Genomic DNA, 25,897 nt, shown 5'->3' on the forward strand with positions numbered 1-25,897 from the left:
TTACATCATACCTATATTCGGACTCTGCTGTATTATCGTATCATTCAGGTTTACTTACTAAAATATCGATTACATAGCGCTTTTATGGTATTTTTTACCAGTTCCCATGACAATTTATAGTGATGTTTCTTTCGCTAATAACTGTGCTAAGGATGATTTTATGATGACATTACCTGCTTTTTTTAAGGAAAAATCTGCGACATTAGCCTCTAGCAGCCTTCTGCTATTCACGCTAGCTGCGACGGGTTGTCAGTCTGCTTCTGAGTCCAGTGAAGCCATTGTATCTCAGCCAACCAGTAGCTCATCAACACCTAGTAATGCTGATATCAGCCAGCAAACCCTTAGACAGCAAGCGTTACGTATACAGCGCGCACTGGCAAATAAGGACTTTTCTCGAATCACTAATGATATCCATCCAACACGTGGCGTTCGTTTTTCGATGTACGCTTATGTACGGCCTGAGTCAGATAAAGTCTTTAGCCGCGGGCAATTTGCACAGTATTTACAGCAGTCCAACATTCAGTTTACTTGGGGCGAAAAAGACGGTACTGGCGATCTGTTGGTCACACCGTTGCCTACTTATTTGGATACTTGGGTGGATGGCAAAAAGTTCAATAATGCTAGCATCAATGTTAATGAATTCAAAAATAATGGCAATTCTATCAATAACTCAAAAGAAATATACCAAGCGTCAGACGTTGTAGAGTTCTATTATAAAGGCACAGATGAGTATGATGGTATGGACTGGCGGGTACTGCGCTTGGTATTTGATGAGTATCAAGGCAAGCGTTACCTGGTGGCCATTATTAATGATCAATGGACGGTTTAAGGCGTAGAAAAACGATTGCCCGACAACTTTTATAAGACTTGTTTAAATTGGCAACCTGCTCTATCTGGTTATAAATGCTATATATATTCAAATAAATATATATAGTATCTTGTGCTACATGGTTTTTGATATAGTTTTTAATGACAAGCTTGTTTATTGCCCTTCTAATGACAACATATTCATAATCAATTTGATCAAATTCTTTTTGATTGGGGACAGACTCAGCGACCAATAAGGTCAATGCCGCAAGCCCGGTATTATTGATGACCATGTAGCCTTTATCATTCAGCAGTCGATGATTACAGTGTAAAAAATCCACGAACAAAAAAGCGCCGCTGCGTTGCCCAACGCCTAAATTGCACACCTTAAGGAGATTTGATGCGATAACTGACTGATATAACCGCGTCTAAGTAATAAAAAGTCACCGGACGGTCTGAATTTGCAATATGCTTATGCTGTCTTAAATACAGCTTACTGTCACAATCCCTATAAATATCACTTATAACGGCGTCTGACGAAAGAATTTCACCATAATCTCATAAATATCCGGATAAGCATCAACTAGCTTTTGCGGTGTTTCAAAAAACACTTCACTGAGAACGGCAAAAAACTCCGCAGGATTGGTCGCTCCATACCGATCAAGCCCTGATTTGCGATGTGTTTGAAAATCTTCAAAATCGCGGCTCATAATCTGTGTCCAGTTTGCAGGATCCATATTAGGTTGCATGGGCGGAAAGCCATTGGCACGGCCATTCATCATATCGATCTTATGAACAAACTCATGAATGACAACGTTATGCCCGTCACGTTCGCCTGAGTGCTTGGCATCGTTCCATGAAAGAATAACAGGCCCTCGCAGCCATGCTTCTCCGCTACGGTGTTGACTGCCTTCGTGGACGATACCAAACTCATCTACCGTGGTACTGTTGCTTTTGTACGAGCCAGGATAAATGATGATGGATGACCAACCAGCATACCAATCGAGACTTAGGTTTAATATTGGTAGGCACGCTTGCAGTGCAATAGACTGCCTGACAGCATTGGTAATCTCAAAACCTTGTGCGCCTGTGATGGACTTATCAGCCAAAAATAACGTTGCTAGCTCAAATAAATGTGTCATCTCGTCAACACTTAATCTATCGAGTATCACAATACGCTCAGCCGCCTGCATCCAATCGGCATGGGTAAACTCGCTATTATCTAGTATGCGCTGTTCGCGCCAGTCTTTTATGATGCCAAACATAATTTGCTATCCTTAAACCTTAAGATATTGAAATAACTCAGCCTAGCATGCACTCACTTGCCACAAATATACCAATATCGTTATTAAGAAGACTTTATGGCATCCAACTGTACTTCAACCACACGAAGTGCCATCGTCTTCCAATCTAGCTCCAGTTCATCGGCGAACACCACATGGTGACTAATACTGACGTACCCATGCACGATTGCCCAAATATCCAACGCTATTTGCCGACGTTCCGTCATGCTAGCATCTTCTGATAAATAAGAACCTGCCACCCGAACCAACTTCGAAAACGCACTATCTCTTGCTGCAATGGCCTCGATTGAGGGCTGATATCCTGCATCAGATTCCCCAAAAATCAGCCGATAGTGCGCCTCATATTTCTCGCCTACATTGAGATACCCTAGGCACGCCTCTAGCACTTGCTCTTTGTTTGCCTTACCTTCTGGAATGACATCCATGGCTTCACGGACGAGATTAAATCCTTCTATGTACAGCGCATCTAGTATGCCTTGCTTACCTTGGAAGTGACTGTATATACCGATGGTGGACAGTCCTGCCCGCTTGGATATAGCGCGTACACTTAAGGCATCTCCGCCCCCTTCTAAGAAAAGCTCAGATGCGGCGTTTAGTATTTTGGTTCTAGCATCCATTAGATTCTCACTATATCTTGACAATTATAACAGTGTTATTCTAGTATATAACACTGTTATGCACAAACGATTATGAATTGATTGTGTTGATAGAAACTCAACTTAAGAGTAAGGACGCTATGAGTATTCAACAGCTAGAAACGGATTATCTAATCATTGGTAGTGGCGCGGTGGGCATGGCTTTTGCCGATGTACTGCTTACAGAGACCGATGCTAATATTATTATCGTCGATAAACATCATAAGCCAGGCGGTCATTGGAACGATGCCTATTCGTTTGTCACCTTACATCAGCCGTCGTCTTTTTATGGCGTTAGCTCACGTGAGCTTTGCGGCGGTATGATTGATAAAATTGGTTTAAATAAAGGCTTATCTGAGCTGGCGTCAGGCGCAGAAATCATGGCGTACTTTGATAAAGTCATGAAGCACACGTTTTTACCAAGTGGCCGCGTGAAATACTTCCCGATGTGTGAGTACAAAGGCGACGGCAAGTTTTCATCGTTGCTGTCTGATACTAGCTATGAGGTTAAGGTCAATAAGAAAATCATTGACGGTACTTACTTCAACACCTCAGTACCAGCGACCCATACCCCAAACTTTGAGATTGCTGATGGTGTTAAGTTTGGCCCATTAAATGATTTGCCGAGTCTAACCAAACCTCGTGATGGTTACGTGATTATCGGCGGCGGAAAAACAGGTATTGATGCGGTTTTATGGCTACTAGAGAATCAAATTGACCCAGACAATATCACGTGGATTATGCCAAGAGATGCTTGGCTGATCGATCGTAAAAATACCCAACCCTCTCGTGATTTTTTCACCCATACTATTGGAGCACAGGCTACTCAGGCAGAAGCGATTGCTGAGGCAGAAAACATCGAAGACCTGTTTGATCGTTTAGAAAAAGGCGGCGTATTAATGCGTATTGATCCAAATGTACGCCCGAAAATGTTCCATGGCGCTACCATTAGCAGTGAAGAGCTCAAGCAGTTACGCCGTGTTAAAAACATTGTACGTAAAGGTCGCGTGACCCGCTTAGATACTGACAAGATTTATTTTGGTGAGGACAGCATTTCTACCACCCCCAACACCATGCATATCGACTGCTCTGCACGGGCAGTACCAGTGACAAAGACGTACGATGTATTCAAAGGTGATACCGTGGTGGTGCAAACCGTACGTACCTATCAACCTGTATTTAGTGCCGCATTTATCGCCCACATCGAGGCCAATTACGATGATGAAACCGTCAAAAATGGGTTGTGCCAAGTGGTACCAATCCCAAATCACGATACAGACTTTTTGGTTGGGCTTGTTAAACAAATGCAGAATCAGATGCGTTGGTCAAAAGAGCCTGCGCTACGTGAGTGGATGATCAACAATCGCTTAGATGGATTCACCAAATTGGTACGAGCCAGCGAAGACACGCCACCTGAAGAGCTTGCTATTCTTAAGCGTCTAAAAGAAGCAGGACCAAAAGCCGCTGCAAACATGCCCAAACTCATGGGTGAAATCATGCAGATTACGGCAGGGCGTCAAGCCAAAACTGCTAATGCTTAATTCGATAACTATAAAATAAAAAAGGAAATAACCATGCAAGAATTTCAGACCAATAAAGCAAACCTAACTCAAGCTCGTCTGCAAGAGACGCCTGTACATACCCTAGGTGATGGCGAAGTACGTGTCAAAGTTGATCGCTTTGCTTTTACTGCCAATAATATTACTTATGCAGTCATGGGTGACCAATTACGCTATTGGCAGTTTTTTCCGCCAAATGGTGATGAGCCTGAAAAATGGGGCATTATTCCAGTCTGGGGCTTTGGCGATGTCATCGAATCAAATAGCGACGCACTACCTGTTGGTGAGCGCTTATTCGGTTACTTCCCGCCCGCCAATGAATTAATCATAACACCCAAGCGAGTCACGCAGAGCAGCCTGCTAGATGGTAGTGCCCATCGTGCTGAGCTACCACCCGGTTATAACCTATACCAGCGTGTTAATCATGAACGAGGCTATGATCGCGCCAATGACGATCAGCGCATGCTGTTGTTCGTATTGCATTTGACCTCATTTTGCTTACATGATCTATTGAAGAGTAATGACTGGTTTGGTGCAGAGCAAGTAGTGATTATCAGTGCATCGAGTAAGACCAGTACTGGCTTAGCATATGGCCTAGCTGATGATAGAGACGCACCGCACGTTATCGGCCTCACATCAAACCGTCATATAGATTTTGTTAAGTCAATTGACGCTTATGACAGTGTGCTTAGCTATGACACACTTGAACAGATTGATGCAACTAAGCCGACGGTTATTGTCGATATGTCGGCCAATACTGACGTGCTCAGCCGTCTACACAGACACTTAGGCGACAACATGCGCTATACCAGCAATGTCGGTCTTACGCATTGGGACGAGCCACGTCATGCCGAAGGTATCATTCAAGCACGTAGCCAGCAGTTTTTTGCACCCAGTCATGTACAGCAACGTATGAAAGAATGGGGCCCTGAAGAATTTAATAAACGCTCTATGCGCTACGTCATGAACAGTACAGCAAAAGCCAATGCATGGCTAAAAATTAAAGAGCTTGACGGGGTTAATGGCTTACTAGAGGCTTATAAAGATATCTGCGAAGGTAAGATAGCCGCTGATGAAGGTTTGGTAGTCGTCATGGGTGATAATGAAAAAGACTAGGCTATAAAACTGGCTATAAAATTTATCGACTATTTGTCATTAGCAAAATGAAAATTAAAAAGCAGAGAGCCTAATTAACAAGCTCTCTGCTTTTTTTTGTGCGTTATCTACTGACTACAGACATGCGCCCTACTCACAGTTTTTAAGTTTAAAAGTTTTTAAGCTTAAAAACTGTGGTTTACATAGCCCGCAGCATTGGCATGAATTTTATCAGACTTTAAAGCCTCATCTGACAGTACAGTTGACCAGCCATCAGAATACAGAGGTATGCCTTCAGCTTCCGCAATATCTTCATACAGTGGATTATCACTTGCCTTGCCAAACAAAGCACTGGTACTGAGATACGGCTCAGCGATTAGGACAACGTCAATATTGTTGGATTGTAAGGTATCTATAGTCGCGACGATATTAGCCCGCGTGGTATCAGGTGCAATGCGCTGCAATACATCATTACCACCCACACCCAGTAAAACCAAATCAGGGTTTTGCTCAGTGATCTCATTCACTCGAGTAAGCACATCTGCAGAAGTGTCACCATTTACGCCTGCATTAACGACGTTCCATTTGCTTAGCTCTGCTAGCACCGTAGGATACGCTGTTTTAGGATTTGCGCCGTAACCATAGGTTAATGAGTCGCCAAGTGCGACCACTGTGCTACCAGCGGGCAAGATATCTTGTTGTGGTTCGCTACCACAGCCAGTCACACTGATAGCCACTGACAACCCTATACCTGCCAGCATTAAAAACCTACCACGTAGCTTCATGTCTTCTCTTCTCCTGTTTCTATTGAGTTAAACTTATTAGAATTAGGTTCAAGTTTTTAAAAATCTATTATTTAACTCTTGTTGTATATTGCTCATTAACCGTTGTATAGTCCATACAGGAGATAGACTACCTGTTGGGCGCAGTACAAGTGCTACTCTACTTAGCATAGACAGTGTATTCATCATAAAGTATAACTTTACCAAGGATACGTGAGGTATTTATGAATAAAACAGCATCTCAAAGTCAGTCTAAGCATGGAAACCCAGACAAAGAAAAATCTGCAAATCAGAATCAGAATCAGAGTCAGTCCATTAAAGCAACCAGTACTGATACCACAAGTCCTCATTCAACGACAGCCAAAGATACCTTAACAAAAGACACTTCAGAAAAACCTGAGCAAAAACCACAAAGTTTCGATGAATTGCAGATAAGCAAGGGTAAGTATCGCCCAGTGGCACAAGCTGTTGGCCATTGGCTTGATAATATCAACATGGATGCCCTCAATTATTTAAACGAACAAGCAGAAAATATTTTTTACCGTAAAGGGGTCACCTTTACCGTCTATAGCGATGCCAAAAACATCGAGCGTATGATTCCGTTTGATATCATTCCACGCATTATTGCCGCGAGCGAGTGGAAACAAATAGAAGCAGGCTGTAAACAGCGTATCACCGCTCTCAATGCATTCTTACATGATATCTACCATGACCAAGCCATCATGAAAGCGGATATTGTCCCTGCCAGCTACGTCTATGCCAGTGGCTGCTATGAGCCATGGATGATGGGCATTGAGCTCGACAAACCTATCTATTCGCACATCAGCGGTATTGATTTGATTCGAGACGAGACAGGTAGATTTTGTGTATTAGAGGATAACCTGCGTACCCCATCAGGTGTCTCATATATGCTTGAGAGTCGCAATATATCAGAGACGCTCTTAGCTGATATATTTACTGAAACGCCTATTATGGGCATCAGTGATTATCCCAACCGTCTCAAAGCCTGTCTTGCTAGCTCAACATCCAAATATGATCCACAAGTCGTCATTTTAACGCCAGGTCGCTTTAACAGTGCCTATTATGAGCATGCCTTCTTAGCGCATGAGATGAATGTGCCACTCGTCCATGGTTATGATTTGGTCGTTGAGGACAGCAAAGTCTATATGCAAGGCATTCGCGGCAAGGTACAAGTCGATGTGATCTACCGCCGCATTGATGATCCCTATATTGATCCGTTAGCCTTCAAATCTGACTCCATATTGGGTGTATCAGGGCTAATGAGTGCTTATCGTGCTGGTAACGTGGTGATTGTTAACGCCCCAGGTACGGGCGTGGCCGATGATAAGAGTCTCTATCCTTTTGTACCAGATATGATCAAATTCTACTTAAATGAAGAGCCTATCCTACCTAATATCGAGACATACCAGTGCCGTAAGCCTGACGATCTCAAATATGTACTCGACAATCTAGACAAGCTGGTAGTAAAAGAAACGCAAGGCTCAGGCGGCTACGGGATGCTTATTGGTCCAACGTCGACCAAAAAAGAAGTCGAAGAATATCGTGTACGTCTGCTTGAAAACCCAGCTGGTTTCATTGCTCAACCGACTATCTCACTATCTACCAATCCTACTGCCGTAAGCGACGGTATCGCACCGCGTCATATTGACTTGCGCCCCTTTATCCTCAGTCATGGTGATGGCACAGTAGATATTGTACCCGGTGGTCTGACACGAGTGGCCATGGTTGAGGGCTCTTTGGTCGTCAATTCATCACAAGGCGGCGGTATCAAAGACACTTGGATTATTGATGACAGTGATTTAGACAGCCAGCAAACCGACAAATGCTCGCCTTTATCATCAGTAGGGGTCAATGCTTCAGGGCATGCGAACTACTATGATCGAGTCCAGCCCTTAGAAACGGGTTACGAGAGTTTAGATGACGCTCCCATGATACTGCTACTCTCTACCGCCAGTCACTTAATATGGCTAGGCCGATATAGTGAGCGTCTGTATTACTACGACGATGTTATGAAACAACTCATCAAAGGCGATCTCAAAAAATCACAGATCAGACATTTAATTAGTCACTTAGGGTTTGCCGTTAATGGTGAAGTGTCACTGACCACCATGAAGGCACAAATGATGGCCGATTTGGAACAAAACATCATACCCAATATCGTGCAATCGATTGAGGACAATGTCCAAGAGGCCAAAGGTGTCATTGGTAAAGATACCGCTGAGTTATATAACTTGATCAAGCGTTTATCGAGTGCTGGCACGTATCGAGCAGCGACCTTGCAGCTACACGCGTGTAACGCTGCGATGAAACAAGAAAATCCGACAGTGACTTGCTTCTGGCAATTAGGGCGTCACTTTGAGCAGCTTGAGCGTGCCGTCTTGTTGGGAGAGGATTCAACAGAGATCAGTTTTGAATTCAGACACTGGATTAATGAGTTGCCGGAGAATACGCGATGGCGTGAGCTTATCCGCTTGACCAACCAGATGATCAGGTCAAAGAAATTTAGTGATTTTGCGCTGATTAGCAAGGAGTTCAATCTCATACTGCGTCAAGGTGTATAGAAGGTGTCTAGCCAAAAACCAATAACAACGGCTTATGAGACATATGGAATAAACAGAAAATAGAAAGATGCTATAAGGAAAATGCCATGAAACTTCAAATCAGTCACCAAACCAACTACTATTACGATGAGCTGGCGCAGCGCAGTGTACAGTATATACGCATGACCCCTATGCAAATGCCACACCAAACCATTCATAAATGGGATGTGATGCTCCCTAAAGTGGCGACCAACCAAAAGGACGGCTTTGGTAATGCATGGCTCACGCTCAGTCGTAACGAGGCACATAACAATTTACAAATGCAGGCGTCGGGTATCGTTGAGATCAACACCGAAACCGAACGTTTAGAGGATATGGATCGTGTTCCCTACTTGCTATTTACCGTACAAACCCCGTTGACCAAATGCTCACAAGAGATGCGAGAATTTGCAGCACCATACCTAAAAACCCCTACTCATGACAGCTTAAAGGCAATGGCAAATGCCCTTATTATGAAAATGCCTTTTGTTAAAGACGTCACGCATGTGGGTACGACCGCTGCTGAAGCGTTTGCGACAAGTGCCGGTGTGTGCCAAGACCATACGCATGTATTTTTAGGTATCTTGCGCGATCAACAGATTCCAGCGCGTTATGTGTCCGGTTATCTGTATGACGATACCGAAAACCACATGGCCAGTCACGCATGGGCTGAGGTTTGGCTGGATGGTTACTGGTATACTTTTGATATCTCAAATCAAGCATTTACCCCAAACTCACATGTGTATGTGGCTATTGGGCGAGATTATCTAGATACCGCGCCTGTTCGCGGCGTGCGTATGGGCGGCGGTTACGAAAATCTTTACAGTTTGGTATTAGTCAAAAAGCTATCATAGCGTTTGCTATTTTTTATTACGTTTATTCATCAAGGGTATTTTATGACTTATTGTGCTGCCATTCGTCTAAAAGACGGTATGGTCTTTGCCAGTGACACGCGCACGAATGCTGGTGTTGATCACATATCGACATTCAGAAAGTTGTATCAATACGGCGTTGAAGGCGAGCGCTTTATGGTGCTACAGACAGCTGGTAGCTTAGCGACATCGCAGGCAGTGTTCAATAAACTACAAAGCGACATTGACCAGCGTGCTGAGAGTAACCTTAATACAGTAGCGACGTTGTTTGATGCCGCGCAAATGGTTGGTGAATGTATGCGTGATGTTATGAACCATGCAAAAGCAGTCGCTAACTCTACTCGCGATGGTGCATTTACCAGCTCGTTTATGCTTGGCGGTCAAATCAAAGGACAGCTACCTGAGCTATACCTGATTTATCCTGAAGGCAATTGCATCAAAGCCACTGAAGATACACCGTTTTTTCAGTTGGGCGAAAGCAAATATGGCAAACCTATTTTGGATCGTTCTGTCAGCTATAACACGGATGTAAGACACGCGGCACGTGCGCTGATGCTGTCATTTGATTCCACGATTCACTCAAATCTATCAGTCGGTATGCCGATAGATTTTGTACTTTATGACAATGACAGCCTAGCTCTGCCCAACGGCCGACGTATTGATGAGCGTGACGAGTACTTTAACACCATCCGTCATCAATGGTCAGATGCGTTACGTCGCACGTTAGTTGAATTGCCTAAATGTCCTGATGGTTATTGGGGATAAATAGTTCCGTATAAAATCATATTTTCTGCCCTAAAAAGCCCTTTGCGATAGACAAAGGGCTTTTTTATTATCAACTAATAATCAGGCAATAAAAAACCGGATTAGCGCTGAATAAACAGCCCTACTCCGGTTTTGCTTTAAAGACCTTGAATGCCATCATAATGATGTCACACTCAATTGTTGTGTAATCTACCTCATGACCTGGTACATGGAAGACTCACTGGACTGCACCTAGATAAAGGCCCTAGTGCATTAGCTCAATCACGATTGCGTGATTGCTCCAGCGAGCTAATGACACTAGGGCCTTTATCTAGGTATTAGCAGGACTGAAACAGTCTTCCTTGGGTAAAATGTAGTGGCTTGACTCGTGGACGACGCAACGTCGCCCCTCACCGTAAACGGTGAAACGCTAAATCTCACAACACATTAAGTTTGCCTCATAACAGTTATTATTGTCAATACATAATTTCAAAACCAAATTATGTACGACACTAGGTGCCGCAGGCTATATACTTCCATACAAAAGTCCTTGATATTTTCTCTGAAACGCGCTTTTATGGGTCTACAAAACCACGCGCACCGACAAAATAAAAATTAAGGCAAATTGCTATGAGTCTGTCATTCTCACAAATTCAGCAAGCTTGGCAAGCCCAAGATCCCAGTTTGGTCGATAAACTATGTACGTTGGCAACTCAGGCTGATGCGATTCCTGAGGCGCCCATCCCTGAGCACGAACTGACATTTGAGCGATTTTTGGACAAAATTCTAAGTCATCAGTTTCGGGAGCAAAACCCCGAAATACAGTTTGCAGAGCGTGTGGCAATGATTGCCAAGCTTGAGGCAGACGAAGGCGTATACCCTCTCCCTGATCGCTACAAAATCCATCTAATATTGACCGCACTGTGGGAAGATGGCAGCGCGTATTCTAGAGCCATCTTAAAACAAGCCATTACGGCTTTGCCAGTCAGCTATGGTGTGTGGAAAGGATTGAAGCGCATTTATAAGCAAGCAGAATTTTTTCAAGATTATGAGATTTTTGGACAAATAGCTGCCAAGATTGATTTACAGCGTTTCAATCAAACCGCCAACTCTGCGGTCAGCCTCGCCACCAAAACCTATATGAGCCTCAGAGCATGGCGTTATCTGCGGCAGTTGGGTCAGCAAATGCCAATTGGCTACATTGATGCCGCCGTCTCTGTACTCGCCAGCTATGACGAAACCATGACGGCAGGCAGCCTTGAACAAACGAACAGCTGGGTGCTCAATCACATCTGCTTCCACAACAGCCTTGATTATGGCGTCAATCGATTCAGCAGTCGCTCACCTCGCAAGCTCTTTGATGCAAAAGGTCGCGCGTTCTCTGAGGCGTGGCAACGAGACCCTGAGCCACTTATTGAGTTACTGGCCATCGCCAGAAACGAGGCTATCAGACAGTTTGCAACCGATAGCCTAAAGCACGATTTCAAAACCCAATTACGTGATGTGAGTGGTGAGACGCTACAATATTTATCTGCCGGACAAGCGCACAGCAAAGCGCGTGATGAGATGATTGTTTGGCTATTAGAAAACTCACCGCATTTTGAAAAGTCTAAGTTTCAAGTATTGGGCTTGCATCAAGTCGTATTGCAGCTACTCCATTCACACTATCCTGCCGCCTATCAATATGCGATTGGCTATGCCAAAAGCTATGCTCAGGACTTATCACTCACTGAGCTGATGTTACTGGCCATGTCAGATTATGAGCCTGTTAGAGCATTTGCCATCAACAATATCTTAAGTCGTGATCCTGTTGCTGATATCGGTGTCAACGGTTGGGGTCAGCTGTTAGACACAGAACATCATTATCAAACCGCGAGCAAACAACTTAGCAAACACTTTACAAGGCGCGATTTAACCCCTGAGTGGTTTTTTGAACGATTGACTAGCGGTAGAACACACAGCGTAAAATTTGCGATACAAAAACTGCCTGAGCTTTATAGTGCCAAAGAGCTAGGGACTGAATACTTTATTCGCGTTGCCCAGCAGTTAGATATACCAGAGCAAGAGCAACAGGACTTCTCTGCTCATAACGATAGCGACTGCATGAACTTTGCGTTGGACCACCTCAGACGTTTGGATTTGAGCCAAGTAAACGCTGCCGTGTGGCAAACACTGTTATTAAACCCATTATCGCAAGCGACTATTACCGATTGGTTTGATGAAGATGTACTGTCAACTGCGACGCTTGATATGAGCTATTGGCATGCACTTGCCTATGAGCCTGACTGGCAAGTGAGTGAATATATTGAACAATTAAAATCTGCTGACGCGCCTATTAAAAACTGGCAAAAGCACTTGGCCTTTGATGAGTACTTAGCAGAAAACGTGAGGGATTGGCTGTCTGATGTGCGTCGGTTTGCGCCGATAGATCTAGGCTTTGACTGGCTTATGAATCTTGCGCATAGCGATCAGGCACTCTATCGTGAATTTGCGATTGAACGCATTAACAAAGGGTTCTTGCCTGCCGACTTTATCGCATATCTTGACAGTAATGAAGGCGACTCTACTGACAACGCTTCCAGTAATGGCACTGACAATAAAGACTCAAATAGCGATGCTGCTACTGAAGTAGATTTAACTGGCCAACGGTATTTATTCACAGGCAAGATGCAAAGCATGACTCGTGGCGAGGCCGAAACAGTTGTGAAAGCGGCTAATGGTGCCATCAGTGGTGCTGTCAACGGCAAGTTAGATTACTTAGTCATTGGTGATGATGGTTCACCGTTATACGGTAATGGCCGTAAAGGTAGCAAGCAAGTTAAAGCCGAAAGCTTAATCGCCGATGGTGCTGCCCTAAAGATTATTTCCGAAACCGCTTTTTTACAGATGCTAAGTGGTCAATCACGAGAGGTGTCTGAAGACGATACTTTTGCAGGTGCCAATGCACTGTGGCATATGGCAACAGATGACGCTACTGCACCTATCAGTGAGCTTGCGATCAGCTACCTCAGTCATCATCATGAACAGATCTGCATGGCACTGACAGACAGACCAGTCGATCCCGATGCGATTATTCCTTCTTCGTTTTTTGATGCGGAGCGTGTCATTCCTTTGCTGCAACACCGTAACAGCCAGCTGCGAGCATTTGGCTTGTTACTGAGTGAGTATGAGATGGCGACGTGGCAACCAACGCCAACCCTATGGCTGATGATGGCAGAATCTCCCTATACTGAAGTCACGCAACTGCTGAAGCGTGCGCTATTGGATAAGCCATCCGTTGCCAATCGACGTTATCACGTTCAGTCAGCACAATTGAATGCTGGCATGCTGAATGCTTTGATTGAAAGCAAATCGCGAATTGCTCGCCAAATCGGTATCACTCTACTACAGCGTCATATTAATTTCCAAGATGTGCAGTCTTTATATCGATTGACCCAAAGCACAGACCGTGAAGTACGTTATGCCGCCGTGACCATGCTATGGAAACACTATAAAGCGCGTCACGTCTCTCCAAACTGGCAACCAACCAGTAGCGATAGTAAAGATAAAGATGCTACTCAAGATAAAGACAGCAGCGCTCAACCAGTCATAACAGAACAGTCAGATAGACGTTTGGCAAGCTTGCCTGCAGAAGTCGACCAATTATTGATGCTGCTACGCCGTGGTCTCTTTGAGCTACCACCTGGACGTCTAGGCGGTTCGCAAGAGCCAAGTGCTAGTGACAGCAATAAGCATAAGCAACAAGGCTATTCAGATAAGCGCTCATCATCACAGTCATACGAAGCAGCTGAGTCAGATAACAATATCACGCTAAAACCCATATCTGCGAGTCGTGCCAAACTGGCCTTGATTGAGACCTTTCGTGATGTGGCGTTGGCTGACAGCACCTTTGCGGCGCTCATTATGCCCATACTGTTCACCTTTACACACTCGGCAGGCAAGATGGAGCGTCAGGCTTGTTTGGTTGCAGTCACACGGTTATTGCATCGCTATCCTGAGCTATCTAAAAACCTGCAGCCAGTGGTCTCTGCTTAACGACTGTGGCGAACAGACAGATATAGATAAATAGCTACTTAAAAAAATATGACGTCACCTCAACTGAGATAACACAATGAAAACAATAACACTCCCCTATTGGGGTCAAATTATTGGCTTAGTCAGTAAGGCCAACAGTACTCAAGCAGCAACTCAAAAGACAACCAAGCAAGATAGGCGCAGTCTTTTTATTACTCGCCAGCAGCGAGCATCTGCTACGGTTTTATACGTCCTTGATCAACAAGGTGAGCAATTTAGCTTATCGACAACTGCGCTGCCTTGTGCGATGCAAGCCATCACCAAAATAGATGACAGCACTATTGTGATGATTGGTGATGATGGTCATCTTTATCAAACGGATTGGCAAGCCAAGAAAGTTAAGAAAACCAGTGCTACATCCTTGCTTGATGCACCTGAAAATAATAACAATGATATAGGCCGTGCCGTAGCAATGGCACCACTACAAGATGCGTTGGCTATCTTATATCCGAAACACATCGTAGTGTGGCCTTATCAGGACAGCCAAGCCAGCAATACCGTCATCGTTGAGCCTTACTCGTCTTCTATAGCAGCATCAAGTAAAGAATCGGCATTAACCGCGCTCGCAACGTCAAGTGATGGCTCGTGGTTAGTCGTGGCAGATAAAACGGGAGATGTTAGTAGCTATCAATGGACCTCAGATGGTGTACAGCTCAATCTAAGTAGCCGAAAACAGCTGCACCAAGGTAAAGTAAACGCGCTGTGTTTTGAGCCGGTCGGTCAGTACTTCTTCTCAGCAGGCACAGACAAATGTCTATACCGTACTCATGTCCAAGGCGATCTGCATCCTGTTGATAGAGCCAAGTCTAGCCAACACAGTGAAATGATCACGGCGCTTTGTGTCTCAGAAACTCGGTTGTTTACCGCAGCAGATGACAAGAGCGTCAAATCATGGGCATTTGATAAAGGTCAGCCAAACAGCTGTAAAGAGGATCTAACCAAGGCGCGACAGATCGTCTTATCTTCTTACGCTGAACAACCAACGCTCATCGTAGTCAGTGCTGATCAGAGCTTACGTTTTATACCTATTGACCACACTCAAAGTACATCACAGAATAGCACCTCACAAAATAGTACGGCAAAAAACAGCAAGCTATTGCCAGTCACTTATATCATCAAAGACGGCTATCAGAGAATCAGCCAGTTACTGACAGATACGTCAAACAATAATGATGTGTCGTTTAAAGAAGGTCTAGCGCTGCTACAGGCGCAAGTAGATAACCAAACATTAGAGCTGGTTAAAAAATTACTTGCTGATAGCGATACACTCACGGCCAATCAAGCATTGCAACTAGTACAGTGGGTTGCTACTACTAATCTTGATAAAACTGCACAGGTTTTAGAGCAGCAACTAAGCTCAGCGCACAGTGCAAAAGTACGCCTTGCTGCTTTTCATGCCTTGGCCGACCGCGCAAGTACGGCGAAGCGACCGCTGCATTATCTAGAAGAAGCCTTTAAAAACCGTTACTACGAAGAAGTGGTGGCTTCTGCGTTACAAGGTTACCTAAAGGTCGCGATGAAGGATGCCACCAGCCAGCGCCGCATCTTACCTATTTTAAGAGAGGCGTTGTCACACAATTTTGCGAATATTCGCAAGCAAGCATTGGCCTCACTTGAGACACTTTTGCCAGAGAACAGTCCTCAAGCAGATTTGATGGCATTAGACTGCAATCAATCAGACATTGTCCAGTCAGGACTGATTCGTCTGTATCAGCGCGGCATGCTAAACCATCTTGAAGTCTCGCGTCAGTTGATGCTGCTACAGAACCATCGTAATACAGAGATTAGGCAAACGGCGTTTTACGTCTCATTGCTGTCTCAGCCTAAGTTGATAGAGGCGTTGAAACAGCAAGGTGACACGCAAACATTGCGCACCCTGTCTGATTTTGATGACTTTCGCTTACTGCGCGGCACGCTACTAGATAATGCTAGCAGCACAGCGACCAATGATAAGAGTGTTAAACCATCAGAATCCGATGAGGCGATCCGTTTAACCTTATCTACGCAAGATTTTATCTCGCAAGCAGATAGTACTCAAGTATCTAAGAGTAAGGCTAAAACGACCAAATCCAAGAAGCCTGCTGCTGAATCTATAAATCTAAGCAATGACACGTTAGAGCCCTTATTACAAAGCTTAAGCAATAGTCACGAAGATATCAGTTTCCGAGCGGCTTATGCGCTGGCTTGCCTACAAGACAAACGGGCGTTTGGCACCCTGATTAGTTTGATGAGCCATGATGACAGCGCCATCATCCGTGCTGGTGTGGCCACCGCGCTTGGTCATTTAAATATAGAAGACGCCAAAGCAGTCCTACCGACATTACTAGATGATAAGGACGCTGGCGTGCGCCAAGTCGCCATGCAAGCCTATGGCAAATTGGCAGACAATGCATTGTCTTGGGCAGCGACAGGTTTTGCTTCTAAACATCAAGACATTCATGAGCAGTCTTTAGCACTGTTTTTAAAGCATGTCGCACCAGATAGCTCAAATAGTGGTGATAGCAGTGATAAAAGTACTCAGATGTCGTCAGAGATGACAGACATATTGCTACAGGCATTGAACAACCCTTTTACCAGTATTCGGCTAGAAGTGGTTAAAGTTCTATTAAACCGCCAATTCAAGCAGTCATCTGACAGCGCCATCGTTGACATCATTGAGCTATTGCAGCAAAGCCTCTTTGAAGATGTGCATCAAGTGGCGATAGAAGAATGGCAACGACTGCTGCTAGCGATGAACTCGAAGCATAAAACAAATAAAGCCAATAACACTGAAGAAACGAATCACCAAAAGACCAATCAAGCTGTCCTGACCCTGTTCTTTGCGGATACGTTTGCCGCTATCCGTAAGCAAGCCTTTGACATCGCATTGAAACAGAGCAAACACTTAGGGTTTGCTGACGTCATGTTAAATGCACTTGCCAGCCCTTATGCGGACACTAAGCAACTGGCCCTTACGACAGTGCAAGCCAGAGCCAATACGACTCAGCTGACACAACTGATGCCAGCTCTAGTGGCCATGTTCGCTGATGACAGTATTGAGCTACGTAAACAAGCTTTGACGGTCGCTTTGGCGCTGACAGACTTACAGCCTACTATTTTAGCGGATTACAGTAGCCTAGATGATAGTAGCACCGATGATCAACCTAATCATCACGAAGCATTGATTACCGCGGCCCTCAACAGTCCTTATCCTGATATTCAGCTAACAGTCGCTCAACTGCTGGCCAGCCAATCACGCTTATACACTGACGAAGAACAGGCAAAGCGAAGTGATGAGCAAGCGTACCAAGTCTTTAAGCATTACTTAGATCTACCAATACCCTCTCAGGACAAAAAAAGTGAAACATATACTCAGTGGTACAGTCATGTAGGCCAAGCATTATTTGGTTTATCAAAGCTAGCTTATCCCTCAACATACAACGCGCTTAACTGGTACGATAAATATTTACACCACCCTGACGCCGATTTTAAATCACTTGCTCCAACACTCACGCTCATGGTGACTGTAAACGATATTGATCTGCTGCTCAAATGGCAAAAAGATGAGAGCCCCATTATTTGCCATTGTGCCAATTTTGGTTTGGCTATCCTAGGTGATACGCGTGGGCAGGCTTTGTTGACTCATGATATTTATGGCAATATCGACAATAGCAATCTGGTAGCATCAAAAATGCCTGTTTATTGGCTTCAAGCGCAGCACGGTTTAGGTATTACACATGCACGACAATTACAGCCTTTGTTTGAGTCAGAGTCCTATGCCGTAGCAGCCAGACTGTTATTGATATTTAATGACTTACAGAATGGCTGGCAAGCTGCTAAAACAGACGCCTCTAACATTGATCGACCCAACCGACTAATAGAAGCCTTAAGCTTTGCCGATAATGACACGGCAGTAGTCTACGCTAATATACTCGCTCGTTACCCGAATGACGTACAATGCCCTAGTAGTCAGCCAGCACTATCGTCAACGTGGCAGTACTTGAATGATTACTTGTCACGTCAATTAAGCAGTGTTTTACCTTCTCACTCTGAAGTCATCACGATGATGATGGATGCCATGCCAAACACGGCAGATAAAGGTGGTGTTAAAGGACAGTCGAATAATACGGCCTCTATCCGAGCAAGTATTCTAACGACGGTGAGTACCGAAAACTTACAACAGCTCGCCAACCTCAGTCGACATCAACAGCCATTGGTACGCGCAAAAACCATTAGTGTCATTTGCAACTTATCTGAATTACTCGCCCATGATTATTATGACGATGAGGACGATATTTTTGAGACATTACAAAAATGGCAACGCAGTTTACAGGCATTGTTAAGTGCTCATCCAGTTACGGCCACCGTTAATATGGTAGGCAATGCGCAAACAGTAGGTAGCTCTCCTACTGAACAACAAGATAGTTCTGAGGTGCATTATCCTTATCAGTCTCTTGCATTTGGCGCTTGGATTGGTGTCATACGTGCAGGCGACGATTATTATGCTAATAGCAGCACCACAGACCAAGCCATTCGAGGGCTAATGTGGCTTGCTACTCAACCATCGCAGCTCAACACTAATAACGATGAGGACTGGCGAGACAGTACCAGTCGCGTGTTGTTGCCACTACTGAACCATAGTAGTTTTGACACTCGTGAGTTGGCTTGGGCATGCTTGTATAAGCTGGACATGCCTGCCAAAAAGCTGGCTGACTATGCAATGAGTACGCCCTACCGTGATATGGTCAAACGCGGCTTGGATCTATTGCTAAATACCGCAAATAACAATGCCGTACAGCAGCAAAGCAAACCATCGGATACAGCTACTGTCAGTGGTAGCGCTGATCAACAACTCATTGATTTGTTAAAAACCAATAATCACACCTTAGCAGAAGAGACCTATCAGCTGTTAAAAGGCCGACTAGGCCATCTGCCAGCCAGCTTGCTTGGGCTACAGACTTATTGTCAGTCGTTACTGCCTCAGATCGTTGCTGAATGGAAACAAGTCATCGTCACGCCCTTTGCAAACAGTCAATCGCCGTCAGTGCAACGCCAAGACAAACTGACGTTTTTGTTGCATGCTGTGAAGAGTGATGATTGGGATGCAAAATATCAAGCACTGAGTCAACTGGTCGAGTTTCATGACGTACTCTTTGCGGACAACACGCTATTTGATAGCTTATTTGATTTTGCTGAAGACGCTCAGGCCAGTAATGAGAAATACCGTAGCTGGAACTTACTTGTTGAGGCACTCACGTCGTACCAATTCATCAATAAGAACACTTTAGAGGGTCATCTAAAGAATGGTTTGGAGAGCAGCTTTGATATTGCGACTGCTGAACAAGTTGCTAATGAAGCGCACTTACGATTATTAGCCTTACTTGACGATCCCCATATCAACAAACCTAAGCAGTTTATTTATGGTGATATCGCTGACCTGCGTAATACGCATCTGGTCGCACCATTACTACAGCGTTTAGAGAATCTGTTTGAGCACACGCCAGAAAAGCATAAAGAAGAGCGTAAATACTTATTTGACACTTTGGTGAAAATCAGCGGTTACGATCAAAACATCGATGACTACCTAGATGAGCGTGAAGACACGCGTTGGTTACAACGTCAGCATCCTAGAGACTCGAAAGTCTTGCTGTCACTGTTTACGACCCTTATGAGTCATAGTGATTATGCACTTGCCGCGCTGCTATTGCCGTCACTTGCATGGGCAAAATCGGACGACAGTGATTTATCCTCGCGCATTGATAGCGCTTTGGCGCTAGCCTACGAGCAGATGCCAGCTAAATATATCTTTAAGTTGGTTGAAGCACTGGCATATCGAGCCAAAAGACTGCACGGCAGCATTGCTTCATTACAAAACGCTCTACGTAATAAAGACGCCGATGTGCAATTTGCCGCGGCTGAAGGACTCGCTAAATGCGGTCATGCTGATGGGGTCAATATCTTGATGGCCACTATCGATTATAACCCTGATGCTGAGTTCCGCAGCTGCAGTGTGTTAGCCATTGGCGAGCTACTAGGCAGCAATAACAATCAAAATGCTGACTCGCCTAACGCTAGCTCGCCTGCGGACAATGCTGATAAGAACTTACAGGTTCATACCTTATACAAAGCCTATGATAAGTTAATCAAACTGGCCGAGGACGACGAGCACTACCTACAAGACGTGGCCAGTGAAGCTTTAGGTCGCCTTGCACAAGGTGGTGACTTTGAGCATAGTCCGCATATTTTTGAGCTATTAAAATCGCACTTGTCAGACCCCGCAGTCCATTTCACCAATCCCGCCATTGTCCATTGGTTAAATGGACTGCGCTGGCTCAACACAACGCCTGCTTGGGAACAAATCCGCAGCTATATCCGCCTTCATCTTGATAAAGCCATATTCTTCCGTCCGCAAAGGCATGCGGTATGGCTACTGCAGATGAATAATAACGATGCCAATAAAGCATTAATTTTAGATATCTTAAAGCAAAACAACCTAGATCGTACTGTGCTCATGGTGGCTTATACTGCGGCACAGAAAACTTGGGGCAGTCTCGCGTCGCAGGTTTACCCTTATGATTGGGCAGCCATTCAAAGCCATAATACTGACTTTATAGAAGAGACTGAGCATTTGAGTCTAAAGCGTATCATTGATAATAGCAGCATCGATGAGCTGGCAGCATTTATCACCCAGCATGGCGCGCACTTGCCAGCTGACACCTTGACGGCACTGCAAAATGCCATTCTGGCCAAGCAAGACATGCCAACATCGCAGCTTACCGCGTTGATTACCAGTAGTAACACACTGACACAGCATATTGGACTGTGCTATCTGACTCAGTATCCATCCAGCTATCTAGACAAAGAAATGGTTGCGACATTGCAGCAGCGTTTTGACACTGCAAGCGAGCAATGGCACACTCTTATCGACACCATCAACCGCAGTCCAACGACCATCAATAATAGTCAATGGATTGATATGGTTGAGCAAGTGGGTAGCACCATCAAACAGCTGGTTTGGCTAATCATGCGTCATGTGTCCATTACCACTGCCAAAGGTGCTGTCGATAAAGCGGCTACTAAGCAGATCGTGGCAATGCTTGATTGGCTCAATGATGCTCGTCAACCATTGACCATCACCTCCATTCCACTACTCTCTACGACCGTCAGTGATTGGTGGCAGCAAGCGCTGTTGGCACTACTGGCTAGACCTGTCGCTGACGATAAAGTGCTATCAAGTATCTTGCCAACGTTGAACGTTGTCTCGACAGCAACTCAATCGCAGCTCACTTACGACAGCCAAGCCTTGCTAGGAACTGTGATTACTCGTATTGAACAAAGCGGTACATCTACCCAAAAATCCATAATAACGGTAGTAAAGAATGCGCTGAAACATAAGGGCTCGTCTACCGAGATACCAATCAATCAACAGCTGCTACAGTGGATCAGAGCCAAAGACGCTGACGCACTCTATCATTGTGCAAGTAATGACAACATGGAGCTGACGGTTCGTATCCGTGCTATCGAAGCGCTTGGACAGCTACATGATCCAAATATTGAACAATGGCTGACGACGCTCATGGCACATGAAAATTCAGACATTCAGAAGCTTGCTTATAAAGTACTACGCCGCTGGCGGCGTGCCATGATACGAGCACAGCAAAAGCGTCCGTTGGCATATAGTCAGGACAGCAGTCAAAGAAGCAATCAGGGTGAAGGAGACAGTCAATGACTATAGATAATCAATTAGACCAAGCATCAGAAACAGAGTCAGAAGTAGCAAACACTGATGGCCTGATGATGCAGTTGGACTACGCCGCACCCAGCCAAATCAGTCAAGTTAACGAATCGTCAGACTCACTGTCGGAGGCGCAAACGACCGAACACACTCAGCATGTGGCACTATTTGCTCAGCTGAATCGATCAGAGGTTAACTTCCACGGTAAGGTAAAGTCTCCTCTTGTCTTTCGTGACAGTTTGCTAGCCTTATTTGATGTGGTCAGTAGTGATTATCGCTATGTGCCAAAAGACCGCTCAGCGTACACGGTATTTATGCAGATGCGCCGTGCCAGCAGCAATAAAAACCTGTTTACTGCGCAGCGTGATTATTTCACGTGGCTATTCAATAACGACCCACTGGCTTTTTGTATTTTGGACCCGATTATTCAGGTGCATGAGCAAGGTGTCAGCTTTGAGGTGTTTAGCCGTGATGAAGGCTGCTATGCCCAACTGACATTGACCAATGAAATTTTTGAGCAAAGTGCCGAAGCTACCCTTGGTACCACCAGTATTGATTACAGTACGGCTTTGTTTAACGGTATTGAGAAAATACGAGATCATCAACAAACGATATTAGACATTGGTCATGAAGCGGTCGGCTTACAGTTACTCGAGACTATGCCAGAGACGGCTGAAGCAAATACTGACAGCGCAGTAACTACGCCCACCGTAAAAAAACAGATCATAGAAAAGCGCATCAATGTGCCCAAAAGTTGGATTAGAGCACTGCTGCAAGTACAGTCTGCAGGTCAATTACCGCAAGACACCATCTATCTTGATCCAATCGCACTGTATAACGTGCTGTTTGAGCTGCGTATGCATGCTGATATCAAAGGCAAGCGCCGCGGACTGCTGATTGAGCTTAGACCTCAGCAGCTGCCGGTGATTATATTAGAGCCTTTTGACATCACTGTCACAAGCCAAGTCAGCCAACAGCAAAAGCCCTATCAAGGGAAACAAGCAAAGCTCATTCGCTTATGGGGTCGCCGTCGTCTGAGTCTATTGAAACGCCTGTTGCCACATACTGACAGCATTTCGGTATCGCTACTGGGTCAAGGCATGCCAAGCTACTGGACACTAAAAGGCAAAGGCTTTCATTTTACCTTTGCTATGACAGGCTTTAGCCAAGCCAACTGGTCACAGTCATTAAACTTTGACTTGTTACTGCCAAAGCGCCCACTGCAAAATACATTAGCTGCTATTGAAGGGTTATCAGACAGTAGTAAAGCAACCTTAGATGATAGTAATAATGATAATAACGATGAGCATAATGGCTTGTCTGTATTAATTAAGACACTGGAAAATACCCCTAGTACGCTAGAAGATTTGGTAAAGTCGCTATCAGCAGATGCTTCATTAACGTCTGTGCCTGTTTCTCACTCACAAGTACAGCAGTGGTTACTGTCAGGTACTCAGCAAGGCTTAATTCGCTATGAGATGGCGACGCAGCTGTATCACTACAGACCTTTGAGCCAAGTGCCGCTTGATATGGCACAGTTCGCTTATCACAACGAAGCAGAAAAGCAGGCTTTTGATTTGATTGGCCGTACAGATGCTGTGCAGAAATTCACAGTTGAGACTGTCGCTGTCAAAGGTATTACTATTCGTGCAGATATTCATGTCGAAGAAGACAGACGTACTTATCACAGCCAGCTGCAATTAGGCGATGAAGGGCTAGTTACCAAGGCGGAATGTAGCTGTCCGCAGTACTTGCAACATCGTCTCACTCATGGCGTGTGCGCGCATCTTATTGTGCTACGACTTAGATATAATCAATACGACCCAAACAATACGGGCAATGATAGTTGGCATGACACTCGTGTCTTGAGTAAACGCGTACCGAGTAAGCGCTTTAATCAGCCTAAGAATAAAAAAGAAAGCGTACAAGTAGCATCCAATAGCTCGTTGATGACATTACCTTCTGCACCGACGCTTGATTTAACGGCCTTAGCCCAACCAGCTGCTCAGATACACGCGACTACAAGCGATAAGACACAAGCGTTAACCGCACAAGAGACCGCTATTGCTTATGTTTACATCACCATTGCCCATAAGAAGATTACCATTGAACAAACAATAGGTGACAAGGATACGCGCCAGCAGCTGGTGTTCAATCAGCCTGCCCAAGCCAAAGCCGCTTTTTTACAACATATTGCCAGATTTGAAGCCAAAGGCTTTATCGAAAACCAAGGGATGTAATGTATGACCACACACACAGCCAACAATAACGATTACATCAGCCCTGATCCAGCACCCACTCCTTTTGAGCGTCAGTGGCAGCAACTATGGCAAGATATTGAGCTGGCGGGCGGACGTTACCAATATGTTCAGCAGCAGCTAGTAAGTCAAGGCTTTATGGTCGATCGTCAACCTGTTGACAATATGAGTCCAAAAGAACGGGATCGCTATAAAAAAGCTTTGAAAAAGGAAGCAGCTGAAGAAAAAAGTCTCAAAAAAGCTGCTTGGCAAGCATACAAAGCGCATCACATGGTTTATCTTGGCCGGAAAGTATATTGGACGGACGATACCAGTACCGATAAATGGGATATAAAAGACGCGGCCAATCGGCTGATTGAAAACAAACTGCCACTGCTGCATAAACATAATGAGCTAGCAGAAGCGGTTAACCTTACCATTCCGCAGTTAAAAGGATTGTGCTATCAAAGAGAGGTCGCCACCAATCTGTCTTATTCGCATTTCACTATTGCCAAACGCAATGGCACAGCGCGGCAAATATGGTCGCCGATACCACGTTTGAAGTTTGTACAACGCTGGATTTTGCACAATATTTTGAATAACTTAACGACGCATGGTGCCGCCCATGGCTTTGTACGCGGCAAATCTATCGTGACCAATGCAGCCGTACATAGCAATAGCGAGCTGCTTATTAAGCTTGATGTCAAAGATTTCTTTCCTAGCGTGAGCTGGCGCCGTGTCAAAGGGGTCTTTCGTCATGCCGGCTACCCAGAGCAAATTGCCACATTATTGGCATTACTCTGTACAGAGTCGCCCAGACAAGTGGTACAGCAAGATGGCATCACCTATTGTGTGGCATTAGGCGATAGAGCCTTGCCGCAAGGTGCGCCTACCAGTCCAGCATTAACGAACATCGTTTGCTTAAATCTGGATCGCCGCTTGACAGGATTGGCAGAACAATTGGGCCTACGTTATAGCCGTTATGCCGATGACTTGACCTTTAGTGTGCCCGCTATTGAAGTCACTACACCCAAATCGAAGGCTAAAACAACGATTAAATCCACGACCAGCACTGCAAAAAAACAAGCCGATACGCAGCACAATAAGCTAATCGGACAACTGCTCGGCTCAGTCCATAAGATATTACGCGAAGAAGGTTTTGCGTTAAATAACGACAAGACACGTGTGATTCGTAAAGGCAATCAGCAACAAGTGACAGGCATGGTGGTCAATGGACAAGGCGTACCTAGGGTATCTCGTCAGATCAAAAAAATGTTACGAGCAGCCGTTCATAACTTAGAGGCAGGCGGCAAATTACGCGCGGATGAGACTTTAAATACGTTGTCAGGATATGCCGCTTGGATAGCCTCGGCAGAGCCAGAGCTAGGACACAGTTATCTAGCTAGAATTGAACGTTTGCAAGTGAAGCAAGAGACACTTGCATAGATGTTTATTTATATTTATAAAAAATGAG

12 protein-coding genes and 1 pseudogene are annotated in these 25,897 nt (G+C 44.9%); 10 read left to right on the top strand and 3 right to left on the bottom strand.

Annotation, left to right across the window (positions count from 1 at the left end; genetic code table 11):
- Positions 1-160: 160 nt before the first annotated feature.
- Complete coding sequence (locus tag I3254_RS11080; protein WP_238052901.1) at positions 161-829, top strand: hypothetical protein; 669 nt, start codon at positions 161-163, stop codon at positions 827-829.
- Between the two features lie 499 nt (positions 830-1,328).
- Here the strand turns inward: I3254_RS11080 and I3254_RS11085 are convergent, their stop codons facing one another.
- Both I3254_RS11085 and I3254_RS11090 read right to left on the bottom strand, forming a co-directional pair.
- A complete protein-coding gene (locus I3254_RS11085; RefSeq protein ID WP_238052902.1) occupies positions 1,329-2,072 on the bottom strand; it encodes a M90 family metallopeptidase in 744 nt (247 codons plus the stop codon).
- Between the two features lie 83 nt (positions 2,073-2,155).
- The gene (locus tag I3254_RS11090) at positions 2,156-2,728 is read right to left on the bottom strand and encodes a TetR/AcrR family transcriptional regulator (protein ID WP_238052903.1); all 573 of its coding nucleotides are present in this window, start codon (positions 2,726-2,728) and stop codon (positions 2,156-2,158) included.
- 119 nt (positions 2,729-2,847) lie between these two features.
- Between I3254_RS11090 and I3254_RS11095 the strand changes: the two genes are divergently transcribed.
- Both I3254_RS11095 and I3254_RS11100 read left to right on the top strand, forming a co-directional pair.
- On the top strand, positions 2,848-4,287 hold the full coding sequence (locus I3254_RS11095; protein ID WP_238052904.1) for an FAD/NAD(P)-binding protein: 1,440 nt from the start codon (positions 2,848-2,850) through the stop codon (positions 4,285-4,287).
- A 33-nt stretch (positions 4,288-4,320) separates the two neighbouring features.
- A complete protein-coding gene (locus I3254_RS11100; RefSeq protein ID WP_238052905.1) occupies positions 4,321-5,421 on the top strand; it encodes a DUF2855 family protein in 1,101 nt (366 codons plus the stop codon).
- Between the two features lie 164 nt (positions 5,422-5,585).
- On the opposite strand, the gene I3254_RS11105 is transcribed toward I3254_RS11100, so the two are convergent.
- Positions 5,586-6,185 (bottom strand): GDSL-type esterase/lipase family protein, encoded by a 600-nt coding sequence (locus tag I3254_RS11105; protein ID WP_238052906.1) that lies wholly within the window; start codon positions 6,183-6,185, stop codon positions 5,586-5,588.
- A gap of 452 nt (positions 6,186-6,637) precedes the next feature.
- Here I3254_RS11105 and I3254_RS11110 point away from each other — a divergent pair.
- The 7 genes and pseudogenes from I3254_RS11110 to I3254_RS11140 form a co-directional block, all read left to right on the top strand.
- A pseudogene (locus I3254_RS11110) lies at positions 6,638-7,996 on the top strand (circularly permuted type 2 ATP-grasp protein); the annotation flags it as partial.
- Between the two features lie 854 nt (positions 7,997-8,850).
- Positions 8,851-9,636, top strand: a complete 786-nt coding sequence (locus I3254_RS11115) for a transglutaminase family protein (protein WP_238052907.1) — start codon at positions 8,851-8,853, stop codon at positions 9,634-9,636.
- A gap of 42 nt (positions 9,637-9,678) precedes the next feature.
- Positions 9,679-10,419 (top strand): peptidase, encoded by a 741-nt coding sequence (locus I3254_RS11120; RefSeq protein ID WP_165598054.1) that lies wholly within the window; start codon positions 9,679-9,681, stop codon positions 10,417-10,419.
- 609 nt (positions 10,420-11,028) lie between these two features.
- A complete protein-coding gene (locus I3254_RS11125; protein WP_238052908.1) occupies positions 11,029-14,433 on the top strand; it encodes a BRCT domain-containing protein in 3,405 nt (1,134 codons plus the stop codon).
- A 76-nt stretch (positions 14,434-14,509) separates the two neighbouring features.
- Entirely contained in the window at positions 14,510-22,180 is a 7,671-nt protein-coding gene (locus I3254_RS11130) for a HEAT repeat domain-containing protein (protein WP_238052909.1), read from the top strand.
- Positions 22,177-24,426, top strand: a complete 2,250-nt coding sequence (locus I3254_RS11135) for a hypothetical protein (RefSeq protein WP_238052910.1) — start codon at positions 22,177-22,179, stop codon at positions 24,424-24,426. Before I3254_RS11130 ends, I3254_RS11135 begins: the two co-directional genes overlap by 4 nt.
- A gap of 3 nt (positions 24,427-24,429) precedes the next feature.
- On the top strand, positions 24,430-25,869 hold the full coding sequence (locus I3254_RS11140) for a reverse transcriptase family protein (RefSeq protein WP_238052911.1): 1,440 nt from the start codon (positions 24,430-24,432) through the stop codon (positions 25,867-25,869).
- Positions 25,870-25,897: the final 28 nt, after the last annotated feature.

Source organism: Psychrobacter sp. Ps2, from assembly GCF_022129405.1.
Taxonomy (GTDB): domain Bacteria; phylum Pseudomonadota; class Gammaproteobacteria; order Pseudomonadales; family Moraxellaceae; genus Psychrobacter.